The organism is Niastella sp. sgz303648 (genome assembly GCF_059587045.1).
This window is the reverse complement of sequence record NZ_JCAPSW010000017.1, coordinates 34363-47326: the sequence shown is the minus strand read 5'-3', so window position 1 is coordinate 47326 and position 12964 is coordinate 34363. Positions and strand designations below refer to the sequence as shown.

The following is a 12964-nucleotide window of genomic DNA, read 5'->3' as shown; positions in this document are numbered from 1 at the left end:
GTTCAATTTTGGGGGAACAAACCCAGGACCATCAATGAAATATATATCTGTGCCTTGTGCATATGCGGGCGCATTTACCCACCCGTGCGATCATCTGAGAAAAGCCCCGAACAGGCGGTAACCGGTCAAATTCAGTATTTTAATATCAATAAAAACGGTCCAGGTGATCAATTTATCATCATAGAGTGTTTCTTTGCAGGAAATCTTAGCTCATTAAAAACCAAAGAACATTAATAATGAAACGATTATAAGAGAAATTTTTCTTTAAACAGTTTGGTACCGCTAAAGAGCTCACGGAAAAAAGCAGCAATTTTGCGTGCTTCTGTGTTCTCTCAGGTACCGCTTTACAGAAAACTTTTATTAAAAATCCATCATACCTTAATTTTACAGCTCATTAGCACCGCCTATGCCGCAAGATAAAAATCGTCAGTTCCTGGATTTTGAAAAACCAATCAAAGATTTATTTGATGATATAGAAGGTTTGAAGCAAAAGGCCGAAAAAAGTAAGATTGACCTAAGCGACCCGATAAAGAAACTCGAAGAAAGGGTGATCGAAACCCGTAGGGCTATCACCCAAAACCTTACGCCTTGGCAAAAAGTTCAGTTGAGCCGGCATCCCGATCGTCCGTATACTATGAAATACATCTCCAAAATGACAACCGATTTTGTGGAGCTGTTTGGGGACAGAAACGTAAAAGACGACAAAGCAATGGTGGGTGGGTTTGCTTCGCTCGATGGACAAACCGTAATGCTCATCGGTCAGCAAAAAGGTATCAATACCAAGGCACGGCAGTTGCGTAACTTTGGTATGGCCAATCCCGAAGGCTATCGCAAAGCCCTTCGGCTGATGAAACTGGCCGAAAAATTCGATAAACCGATCATTACTCTTATCGATACGCCCGGCGCCTATCCCGGCCTCGAGGCAGAAGAAAGAGGACAAGGCGAAGCCATCGCCCGTAATATATATGAAATGATGCGACTGAAAGTACCGGTAATATGCGTGATCATCGGAGAAGGAGCCTCCGGCGGCGCCCTTGGCATTGGCGTGGGCGACCGTGTGTTCATGCTCGAAAATACCTGGTACACAGTAATATCGCCCGAAAGCTGTAGCTCAATTTTATGGCGTAGCTGGGATCAGAAAGAAAAAGCAGCCGAGCAATTGAAACTCACTCCCGATTATATGCACCAATTTGGATTAATTGATGGTATCATTCCCGAACCTGTTGGCGGCGCACACTGGGATTATGACGAAGCCGCAAATCTTTTAAAACCGCATCTCATCAACACCATCAATGAGCTGAAACAGATGGATCCTGAAGAACGCATCCGAAAGCGGGTCGATAAGTTTTGTAAGATGGGCTTCTGGGAAGAATCTGCTTCCTAAGCGCGTCCTGAGCGAGCTTGCTCTGAGCTCAGTCGAAGGGTCGAAGGATACGGGCATCGACACTGAGCGAAGTCGAAGTGTCGGCACCACCCCACTACCCATCTTACGTTGCGTCGCACACTTGTACGTTCTTATCTCTATTCATCTTTTCAACCAAATTGCTGCCGAAAACAACGGCAGCCAAAATATAAATTAGTATGTCTCTTCGTCAAACATTATATGGCACCGGCGTGGCGTTGGTCACTCCTTTCAAATCAAATTTTGAAGTAGACCTTGATGCTCTGAGCCGGATCATTGATTTTGTTATCAATGGCGGTACTGAATATATTGTTACCCTTGGTACAACCGGCGAAACACCCGCTCTCAGCAAAGAAGAAAAAATAGCCATTATTCGTTTCACTTACGAAAAAGTGAACGGCCGTGTTCCTGTAGTTGTAGGTATCGGTGGTAACAATACACATGAAGTAATAAATGAGCTCGAAACATTTCCGTTAGATAAATCAGTAGCTATTTTAAGCGCCAGCCCTTATTACAACAAACCTTCGCAGGAAGGCATTTTTCAACATTATAAAGCACTGGCTGCGGCATCGCCAAAACCTGTTTTATTATACAATGTGCCCGGCCGCACCGGTCGTAATATGACGGCCGATACTACCCTGCGACTGGCCAATGAAGTAGCTAATATTGCGGGTATTAAAGAAGCCAGCGGCGATATGGCGCAATGCATGCAAATACTGCGCGACCGCCCCGACAATTTCCTGGTGGTAAGCGGTGATGATGCATTGGTATTACCTCAGATTGCCTGTGGTATGGATGGTGTGATCAGCGTGGCAGCGAATGCATTTCCCCAGCAATTCACACACATGATACGGCAATGTTTAAAAGGCGATTTCAAAGCAGCCAAATCACTGAACGATGTGCTGATTGAAGCATACGACCTGATGTTTGTCGAAAATAACCCTGCCGGCGTAAAAGCCTTCATGGCCGAAATGGGCTTACTGAGTAATTACCTGCGCCTGCCTATGGTGCCTTTAAGTGAAGGCATTCACCAGAAAGTAAAAGGATACCTTAAAGACAAATAATAAATGATTTTGAGATTTGGAGATTTTTGGATTTCGGGATTTATAACTCAAAATCTGAAAATCTCTAAATCCCAATAATCCCGGCATCCCAGTCTCATTTTCCCATTCTTGCTACGAACGTAACGCCTTCAAGCGCCAGACTGGTTGAAGGAAAAACTTCACAGGCTTCCTGTTCAAAAATTTCGAGTTTATCGTATTTGGAGCTGAAATGACCGATCAGTAAACGGCCGGCCTTTGCCCGTTTGGCTATGCAGGCAGCCTGCGTGGTGGTAGAATGAAAGCGCATGGCGGCTCTTAATTCAAGGTCTTTTAAATAAGTGGTTTCGTGATACAGCAGGTCAACGCCCTGTACTTTTTCAATGAGCTCTTCATCAAAAATAGTATCGGCGCAATACGCGTATGATAAGGGTTTAACACCCGGATTGGTTACCTGCTCATTTTTTATAAGTTCACCGCTTTTGGTAGCATAATCTTCACCCCATTTCAACCGGTCGTAAAAAGCAGCCGGAACGCCCAGTTCTATGGCTTTTTCGGGATTTACACGGCGTGGCGCACGTACCTGATCGAACCTGAAACCCCAGCAGGGAATGCGGTGTTTGGTGGCAAAACAGGTTACTTTAAACCGGTCGTTCTCAACCAGTACCCCTTCCTCGTGCAGGGGATGAAAATGCAGCTGGTAAGGCAGCATATTGGAAGCAGCTTCGAGCTGCAGATCGAGTATTTGTTTTAATGGAGCCGGGGCAAATAAATGCAGGTCGTGCTCGCGGTGCAACAAACCCATGCTGTGTAAAAAACCCGGTAAACCAAAGTAATGGTCGCCATGCAGGTGAGATATGAAAATATAGTTAATGCGCGACCAGCGAATGCGATATTTGGCCAGTTGCTGCTGGGTGCCTTCGCCGCAATCTACCAGAAATAAATTATCATCCAGCGTCACTACCTGCGATGTAGGGTGCCGGTCGTAAGCGGGCAAAGCCGAATTATTTCCCAGTATAGTAACTGCCAGCATTCAATACGTTAAAAAGTTATCACTTTGTTTAAGACGATTATATAATTTATTCTGCTGCATTAGGTTGTACAAATATAACCAGTTTGCAGTTAGGCCCGGCTGGCCGGGAGCAATTTGCAGTTACCACCCGAATTTTCAACAGACAACAAAAAATCAACAGGATGCTGTTGCAACAGCTACTGCCAACTGTCCATTGCCCACCTACCCACTCAATAACGTAAATCAATATCTACGGATTGTATTCAACACATCGGGCAGATAACTTTTACCGAATAAATTTACATGTATCAGAAGCGGGTATACATTGCATACATCCCATTGCTCGCGATAATTGGCCGGCAGCGGATAATGATAATGGTAACTTTCATAAAACAAAGCGTCAAAACCGCCAAACAGGGTGGTCATACCTAAATCGATGCTGCGATGTCCGTAATACACCGCCGGGTCTATCAGAACCGGTTTTTCACTGTCATCGCATAAAAAATTCCCGCTCCATAGATCGCCGTGCAACAAAGCGGCAGGCTCAGCAGGAAATAAATCCGGCAACTTTTTAAACATGTTTTCAAACTGTTTTGCATGCACAGGTTCCAGCAGTTTATTTTCAAGGGCCAGCCGTATCTGTGGCTCAAGCCGCTGGTGAATAAAAAAATCAGTCCACCGGTTTGCCTGTTTATTGTACTGAGGCAGAGCGCCCATATAGTTATCAGTGATCAGGCCAAATGATTCGTCCTGTACATGATGCAGGGCCGCCAGCTGTTCACCAAAGCGTTTCCAGAATGTTGAGGTTTTCAGTCCCTGTTCAATCCATTCCAGTATCAGTATCTGTTCGCTACCGGCATGGCCGCAAGCGGCTACCTGCGGCACGCGAATAATGGCTTGCTGAGCCAGTAATTCAAGTCCTTTTTGTTCGCATTCAAATAATGAGGGAAATTTTGCCTTGCTATTGATCTTACAAAAGAACGATTGCTCCCCTGCTGTAATACGGTAGGTTTCATTGATAGAACCACCACCAACTGGTGTAAATCGTAAAGAAGTGGGCGCCGCCCCCATCGTATCTTTTAGCCATTGCTGAACATACAACTGAACCGAAGTGGAAATCATATTTCAAAGCTAAGCGTTTGCCTGTTACCAGTTTCCTGTTACCGGGTACCCGGAAACCGGTAACTGGTATCTGGTATTTTGCTATCTTGGAAAATAAAACCATCAATGGAAAAAAGTACCATCGCAGGCAAACTAAAAGAACTGGGCATTCAGTTTAATAACATACCTAAACCGGGCGGCTCATATGTTGCCGTAAACATCAGGGCAAACATTGCATACGTAGCCATTCAGTTTGCGATTAAAGACGATCAGTTTTATTATATCGGGCGATTGGGAAAAGAAGTAACCACCGAAGAAGGTTATCAGGCCGCCAGAATGGCCGCCATTAATGTGTTGGGGCAAATAGACAAATTCGTTGGGTTAGAGCATATAGCAGGATTGAACCACGCAGATATTTATTATCGCGGTACCGAACAATGGGACGAAGCTCCGCGCGTTGCCGATGGCGCCTCAGATCTTTTTTTAAGTGTATTAGGCGATGCAGGAAAACATACCCGCGCCATATTTGGTGTTGAAAAATTACCCCGGGGCTTTTGTATGGCGATCACTACTTCTTTCACTATTAAAGAAAAAGTACCTGCTTCGGAACCAGGCTTCAGACCAGGCGTAGAATGATAGTTAAAGGAAGCAGTTACCAGTCGCCGGTTACCGGGATCCGGTAACTGGTACCAGGCAAGTAATTATTCTTATTTCAACAGCAATTTACACTCGTGCAGTAACCGATCTTTGTTAACAGCGGCAGTACCTACCTCCTCACATACAAGCCCACCCGCAATATTGGCCACTTCGGCCATCAGGTCAATGCGTTTGGTAGCTGCATAAATTAAGGAGGCAACGGCAATCACCGTATCACCGGCGCCCGACACATCGGCTATATTTCTTAAATGTGAAGGAATGATTTCCGAAGTGCTTTTATCCTGGTAAAAAACACCTTTTTCACTCAGCGTTATGAATGAAATAGAGTGGTTCAGCTTTTTTTGCAGCTGGATATGAATATCATTCAGGGTTGGCAGGTTCACTTCATCGATCAGCAGGTTCAATCCGTCTTTAACTTCTTTTAAGTTAGGTTTGAAGATGTTTACTCCTTCATACGAAAAGAAATTTTTCCGTTTCGGATCTACCGTAGTGATCACGTTGTGTTTTTTGCAAAATGCAGTTACTTCTTTAATCACCCGCTCAGTTAAAACACCCTTGTTATAGTCTTCAAAAATAAGCACCTGCGGCTGTTCAGCGATGATGTATTGACGTACCTTTTCAAGCAGCGCATTTTCATCATCGGCCGATAACTCTTTGGTAATTTCTGCATCGAGCCGCATCATTTGCTGGTTGCGGCTAATAATACGTGTTTTAGTAGTGGTAATGCGAGATGTTTGCAGCAACAACCAGTTTGTATTGATGTGATGTTCGTTGAATAATGTAGTCAAAGCCGAACCGTTGTCATCGTGGCCTATAACGGTTAATACCGAAACGTTGGCGCCCAGTGCTGCCAGGTTCAGCGCCACATTTCCTGCGCCACCTATGCGATGTTCTTTTTTATCAAGCGCCACCACCGGTACCGGTGCTTCAGGCGAAATGCGTTCAACATGCCCCCACCAGTATACATCAAGCATTACGTCGCCAATAACGCCCACTTTTATATCTGAAAACCCGGCAAAAAGTTTGTCAAAATCTATGTTGCTCATACTATCTATTGTTGCAGGTTACAAGTTTCAGGTTTCAGGTTCAGCCCTTGAAACTTGCAACCTGAAACCTGTAACTATGCATTTTTCTTTGTTCGCACCGCAATATAGTACAAAGGCACACCTGTTAAAACAATTCCCAGGCCAATACCTGCATAAAGCGGTTTCATTTTAATAAGGAAAATACAAAATGTCAATGCGAGTATAATGTAAATAACGGGTAATACAGGATAACCAAATGCTTTGTATGGGCGCTCGGCATTGGGTTGCTTTTTGCGCAGGATAAAAATTCCTAATATGGTCAGCGCATAAAACAACACCACCACAAACGATATCATATCCAGCAAATCGCCGTAGCTGCCGCTTAAACATAATATACTTGCCATGACACATTGTATCCATAATCCAAATTCAGGTACGGCATTCTTATTCAATGTTCCTGTTTGTTTAAAAAATAATCCGTCTTTTGCCATAGTATAATATACGCGGGCGCCTGCCAGTATCAATCCATTGTTACAACCAAAGGTTGAGATCATGATCATTACCGCTATTACATATGCGCCATCCGTTCCGAAAATAGAATTAGCTGCAGCTGTCGCTACCCGGTCTTTTTCGGCAAAAGCTATCTGGTTTAATGGCAACACATTCAGGTACATAAGATTAGCCGATACATAAATAATAGTTACGATGAGTGTTCCTAAAAACAAACTCAAACCGATATTTCTCTTCGGGTTTTTTATTTCACCTGCTATAAATGTAACGTTGTTCCATGAATCACTGCTGAAAATAGAACCAACCATTGCTGCCGCAATAGCTCCTATCAAAGCAGAACCGCCTATCGACAACCATTCGCCCCCCGTACCAGACGCAGCCGGCGTGTAATGTGTTGCCTGCATGCCTGTTTGCCAGTTTTCACCCCAAAAGCTATGCTTTGCCAGTAAAAAACCTAAAATGATCAATCCAAATAAAGAAAGCAATTTAACCGTGGTAAATGTAGTTTGAATAATTTTTCCACCCTTAATGCCCTTCGTATTAGTATAGGTTAGAAATGTAATAAGAGCAATAGCCAGCAATTGAGCTGCTGATATTTTAAACTTACCGATTGTTAACAGTGCATTCGATTCTCCAAGCTCAGGTATCAGCACTGAAGTATAACGACTAAAAGCAACTGCTACGGCGGCTATGGTTGCTGTTTGTATTACAGCAAAAAAACTCCATCCGTATAAAAATCCGGCTAACGGATTAAATGCTTCTTTCAGGTATACATATTGGCCGCCGGCCTTTGGGTACATACCACTCAACTCGCCGTAACTCACAGCTGCTGTAATGGTCATAAAACCGGTGATCAGCCATACGGCAATCATCCAGCCTGCACTGCCTACGTTGCGGGTAATATCAGAACTAACTATAAAAATACCCGAACCAATCATAGAACCGGCTACAACCATAGTAGCATCAACCAAACTTAATGATGGTTTAAAAGACGAAGCGTGTTCTGCCATATTAATTGTATAAGGGTAAGATAATCAAATTAATAATCGTCCTGAAGATAAGGAAACTACTCCGAAGGACAAAAGCAAAAGCCAATTGACAATAAGCAATTGGCAATTGGCAATCGGCAACTTTAAAAAAGAGTTATTAACAATAAAAAATCGGCATTTGCTTATTGCAAATTGCCAATTGGTTACTTTTTCTTTTCCTTATACTGTGTATTTAACCCATCGATCAGGTCACCTGTAATGTTGTAGGCAGAATCTTTGTAGTACATGATAAATCCGGGCTCGTAAGAAAGTATATACGCGTATTTCTTCGACTTGTTGTATTCTTTCAGATATTCTTCAACCTGTTTGCGTAGCTCAGTCATGTGTTCAACCTGCAGCTTTTGCATTTCCTGCTCCAGTTCGCCCTTGCGTTGATTGAATTGCTGTTGCTGCATACCTACTTCCCGCTGGGCAGCTTCGTATTCGGATTGGGTAATATTATTGCCTTTTTCCTGCCATTTGCGAATGGTGCGTTGGTTTCTTGCATTTAAATCGCTCAATTCGGCATTCATGGCGTTCTCTTTCTTCTTAATGTCGCCCGACACATCCTTGAAATATTCATAATGCTCCTGCAGGGAGTCAATATCAAAATAGGCAATGGCAAAATGGGGAGCAGCATTCTTATCTGAGGTTACGGTTAAACCGTTCTTTTTTTCACCTTTTGCAAAATGTAAATAAAAAAGAATACCTATGAGGACAAGAGCGATAACAGATAATATAGTAGAGATATTTTTCATGAACGCCTTTTTTGCAAGATAGAATACAAGTCTAAAATAGAATTGTTAAAAGTTTTAACAGAGAATCGTCTTAATAAAAAAGTAGGAAGTTGCCTTCCTACTTTATATTTTTTGTTTCGAACAAATTAATGTTGCTTACTCGTCGTCGTCAAAGCTCATCGCTTCGCGGGTTGTTTGCAGCAATTCATATTCTTCCTTGCTACCAACGATCATGTTCTCAAAGTCACGCAAACCAGTACCTGCCGGTATCGGATGACCTGTGATCACATTCTCTTTCAAACCAAGCATATCGTCGGTTTTACCCTGAATGGCAGCCGATGACAATACTTTGGTTGTTTCCTGGAACGATGCAGCTGAGATCCAGCTTTGCGTACCCAGCGAAGCCTTGGTAATACCGAGTAATACAGGATGAGATGTGGCCGGATTGGCATCGCGGTAGTCAACCAGTTTTTTATCGGAGCGGCGCAGCAGTGAATTTTCTTCACGAATTTCACGCAGGCTCACGATCTGACCGGCTCTCAGGCGTGCACTTTCTCCGGGATCAGCAATTACTTTCTTATCAAATATCCAGTCGTTCTCATCATTGAAATCAAAACGGTCAACCAGATCTTCTTCAAGGAAGCGTGTATCGCCCGGATCAACAATCTCAACTTTTTTCATCATCTGGCGAACGATCACCTCAATGTGTTTATCGTTGATCTTCACACCCTGTAAGCGATAAACTTCCTGAATTTCATTCACCACATATTCCTGTACTGCAAACGGACCTTTGATGGCGAGGATATCGCTCGGAGAAACCTGACCGTCAGACAACGGTGCACCGGCTTTGTTAAAGTCACCGTCCTGTACCAGGATCTGGCGTGTTAACGGCACCAGGTATTTTTTAATAACACCATCTTTCGCTTCAACGATGATCTCGCGGTTACCACGTTTGATGGCACCGAAAGCAACCACACCGTCGATTTCGCAAACGATGGCAGGGTTACCCGGGTTACGTGCTTCGAACAACTCGGTTACACGAGGCAGACCCCCGGTGATGTCGCGCTGCATACGCAACGTACGAGGTATTTTCACCAACACCTGACCGGCTTTTACATCTTCGGCTTCATCAACCACAATGTGCGAGCCTACAGGCAGGTTGTATTGTTTTACATCCTTACCCTCTACAATAAGGGTAGGTATTTTGGTTTTATCTTTTGTTTCGATAACCACTTTTTCGCGGTGACCGGTTTGTTCATCGGCCTCTTCGCGATAAGTAATGCCTTCGATAACGTTATCAAATTTCACCTGACCTACAATTTCGGCCACGATTACGTTGTTGAAGGGGTCCCAGGTACAAATGGTATCACCTTTTTTCACCGACTGACCATCTTTAACAAACAGCGTAGAACCATAAGGAACGTTCACCACATTCAGCAAGCGGTCGTTCTTGAGATCCATGTTACGGATTTCACCGGTACGGCCGATAACTACCTGAACCGGATCACCTTCATTATTAACCGATGCAACAGTACGCAAACCATCGAACTGAATGGTACCATCGAATTTGGCAACGATCGAAGATTCAACCGAAGCAGATCCGGCAACACCACCCACGTGGAAGGTACGCAGGGTTAACTGTGTACCAGGCTCACCGATCGACTGGGCGGCGATGATACCTACTGCATCACCTTTCTGCGCCCGGTTACCGGTAGCCAGGTTTTTACCATAACATTTCACGCACACACCGCGTTTGCTTTCGCAGGTAAGTACCGAACGAATTTCAACGGCTTCAATAGCTGCTTCCTCAATTTGTTTTCCGATTTCTTCATCAATTTCCTTACCGGCTTCAACAATCAGCTCATCGGTTTGAGGATTATAAACATTGTGCAGCGACGTACGACCGATGATACGATCATACAGCGGCTCTACAATTTCTTCGTTGTCTTTTAATGCGCTGATGGCAATACCACGCAGCGTACCGCAATCTTCTTCGGTAATTACTACATCCTGTGCAACGTCGACCAAACGACGGGTCAGGTAACCGGCATCCGCTGTTTTAAGGGCCGTATCGGCCAAACCTTTACGGGCACCGTGCGTAGAAATGAAGTAATCCAATACGTTCAATCCGCCTTTGAAGTTTGAGAGGATCGGATTTTCGATGATCTCACTTCCGCTTGAACCTGATTTTCTCGGCTTTGCCATCAAACCTCTGATACCGCACAACTGTTTGATCTGTTGTTTCGAACCACGGGCACCTGAGTCAAGCATCATGTACACCGAGTTGAAACCTTGTTTATCGCTGCTCAACTCACGGATCAGCGTTTCAGTGATGCGGGTATCCACCCTCGACCAGATGTCTACGATCTGGTTATAACGTTCGTTGTTGGTGATAAGACCCATGTTATAGTTATCCCATACTTCATCTACTTCACCTTTTGCCTGATCAAGCACATCTTCTTTGATAGACGGGATAATAAGGTCGTTGATGTTGAACGACAATCCACCTCTGAAGGCCATACGGAAACCAAGCTGTTTGATATCATCAAGGAACTTGGCTGTTTTAGGTACATTGGTGATGGTAATAATATCACCGATGATTTCACGAAGGCTCTTCTTGGTGAGCAGTGCGTTGATATAACCTACTTCCTTAGGAACGAATTCATTGAAAATAACGCGTCCTACGGTTGTTTCAATCAGTTTTCTTGCAATCTTACCTTCTGCAACACGTACATCCACTTTTACTTTAATGAATGCATGCAGGTCAACACGTGCTTCGTTATAGGCAATGATCACTTCTTCAGTGCTGTAGAAAGCCTTGCCTTCACCACGAATTTTTTCTGCTTCAGTAGATTTTTTACCCTTGGTAATATAATATAACCCGAGTACCATGTCCTGCGAAGGCAGGGTCATCGGCGCACCGTTCTGCGGGTTCAGAATGTTATGCGAAGAAAGCATCAGCAACTGGGCTTCCAGTACAGCGGCATTGCTCAACGGAACGTGAACCGCCATCTGGTCACCGTCGAAGTCGGCGTTGAACGCAGAACATACGAGCGGGTGCAGTTGTATCGCTTTACCTTCAATTAATTTAGGCTGGAAGGCCTGGATCGACAAACGGTGGAGCGTCGGGGCGCGGTTAAGCATAACCGGGTGCCCTTTCAGAATATTTTCGAGGATATCCCAAACCACGGCTTCTTTTCTGTCGACCAGTTTGCGGGCCGATTTCACCGTTTTCACAATACCTCTTTCAATGAGTTTGCGAATGATAAACGGTTTGAACAATTCAGCCGCCATATCTTTCGGTAAACCGCACTCATGCAGTTTCAGTTCAGGACCTACCACAATTACAGAACGACCTGAGTAGTCAACACGTTTACCCAACAGGTTCTGACGGAAACGGCCTTGTTTACCTTTCAGTACATCCGACAGTGATTTCAGTGCGCGACCACCTTCGGCTTTTACTGCGTTTGATTTACGCGAGTTATCGAACAGTGAGTCAACAGCTTCCTGAAGCATACGTTTTTCGTTACGTAAGATCACCTCAGGGGCTTTGATCTCTAATAATCTTTTCAAACGGTTGTTACGAATGATCACCCTGCGATACAGGTCGTTCAGGTCAGAAGATGCAAAACGACCACCATCCAAAGGCACCAGCGGACGTAACTCCGGCGGAATAACCGGAATGTACTGCATTACCATCCACTCGGGGCGGTTGGTGATGCGGCTGTTGGCTTCGCGGAAAGCTTCTACCACACTCAAACGCTTCAAAGCATCGGCTTTACGTTGCTGTGAGGTTTCGGTAGCAGCTGAATTACGCAAATCGAATGATAAAGTATCCAGCTCAATTCTTTGCAGCAAATCGTGCACCGCTTCGGCACCCATTTTGGCAATGAATTTCTGCGGGTCATCATCAGGCAGATACTGGTTTTCCTTAGGCAGGTTTTCCAGTATTTCGAGGTATTCTTCTTCAGTTAAAAGATCGGCTGTTTTTAAACCGCGATCTTCACGAATACCAGCCTGTATTACCACAAAACGCTCGTAGTACACAATACTTTCGAGCTTTTTGGAGCTAACGCCCAGCAGGTAACCGATTTTATTAGGTAAGCTTTTGAAATACCAGATATGAACTACAGGCACCACCAGTTTAATGTGGCCCATGCGTTCGCGACGTACTTTCTTTTCAGTTACTTCAACACCGCAGCGGTCGCACACGATGCCTTTATAACGGATACGCTTATACTTTCCGCACGCGCACTCATAATCTTTTACCGGACCGAAAATACGTTCGCAGAATAAACCATCACGCTCAGGCTTGTACGTACGATAGTTTATTGTTTCGGGCTTTAATACTTCACCATAGCTGCGTTCCAAAATGGAATCAGGCGAAGCCAACCCGATAGTAATTTTAGAAAATGTGGCTCTGGGACGATTATCTTTTTTGATAGCCATATC

The 12964-nt window shown here is 44.3% G+C and carries 9 protein-coding genes; 3 read left to right on the top strand and 6 right to left on the bottom strand.

Annotated features, from left to right (window positions below):
* Positions 1–406 precede the first annotated feature (406 nt).
* Positions 407–1384, top strand: a complete 978-nt coding sequence (locus tag AC59IL_RS32320; protein WP_496556386.1) for an acetyl-CoA carboxylase carboxyltransferase subunit alpha — start codon at positions 407–409, stop codon at positions 1382–1384.
* Positions 1385–1581: 197 nt separating this feature from the next.
* Complete coding sequence (gene dapA, locus AC59IL_RS32315; RefSeq protein WP_496556385.1) at positions 1582–2466, top strand: 4-hydroxy-tetrahydrodipicolinate synthase; 885 nt, start codon at positions 1582–1584, stop codon at positions 2464–2466.
* 94 nt (positions 2467–2560) lie between these two features.
* On the opposite strand, the gene AC59IL_RS32310 is transcribed toward dapA, so the two are convergent.
* Both AC59IL_RS32310 and AC59IL_RS32305 read right to left on the bottom strand, forming a co-directional pair.
* A complete protein-coding gene (locus AC59IL_RS32310; protein WP_496556384.1) occupies positions 2561–3475 on the bottom strand; it encodes a ribonuclease Z in 915 nt (304 codons plus the stop codon).
* A 222-nt stretch (positions 3476–3697) separates the two neighbouring features.
* Positions 3698–4576 (bottom strand): fructosamine kinase family protein, encoded by an 879-nt coding sequence (locus tag AC59IL_RS32305; protein ID WP_496556383.1) that lies wholly within the window; start codon positions 4574–4576, stop codon positions 3698–3700.
* Between the two features lie 105 nt (positions 4577–4681).
* Here AC59IL_RS32305 and AC59IL_RS32300 point away from each other — a divergent pair, with 105 nt between their 5' ends.
* Positions 4682–5191, top strand: a complete 510-nt coding sequence (locus AC59IL_RS32300; RefSeq protein ID WP_496556382.1) for a RidA family protein — start codon at positions 4682–4684, stop codon at positions 5189–5191.
* A gap of 71 nt (positions 5192–5262) precedes the next feature.
* Here the strand turns inward: AC59IL_RS32300 and AC59IL_RS32295 are convergent, their stop codons facing one another.
* The 4 genes from AC59IL_RS32295 to rpoC all read right to left on the bottom strand — a co-directional run bounded on the left by AC59IL_RS32295 (position 5263) and on the right by rpoC (position 12961).
* Positions 5263–6258 carry a bifunctional heptose 7-phosphate kinase/heptose 1-phosphate adenyltransferase gene (locus AC59IL_RS32295; RefSeq protein ID WP_496556381.1) on the bottom strand — a complete coding sequence of 332 codons (996 nt, stop codon included), beginning with the start codon at positions 6256–6258 and terminating at the stop codon, positions 5263–5265.
* Between the two features lie 74 nt (positions 6259–6332).
* The gene (locus AC59IL_RS32290; protein WP_496556380.1) at positions 6333–7757 is read right to left on the bottom strand and encodes an APC family permease; all 1425 of its coding nucleotides are present in this window, start codon (positions 7755–7757) and stop codon (positions 6333–6335) included.
* 182 nt (positions 7758–7939) lie between these two features.
* Positions 7940–8533: an OmpH/Skp family outer membrane protein gene (locus AC59IL_RS32285; protein ID WP_496556379.1), complete on the bottom strand. Its 594-nt coding sequence runs from the start codon at positions 8531–8533 to the stop codon at positions 7940–7942.
* A 135-nt stretch (positions 8534–8668) separates the two neighbouring features.
* Positions 8669–12961, bottom strand: coding sequence for a DNA-directed RNA polymerase subunit beta' (gene rpoC, locus AC59IL_RS32280; protein WP_496556378.1), 4293 nt, complete (start codon positions 12959–12961; stop codon positions 8669–8671).
* Between the last annotated feature and the right edge of the window lie 3 nt (positions 12962–12964).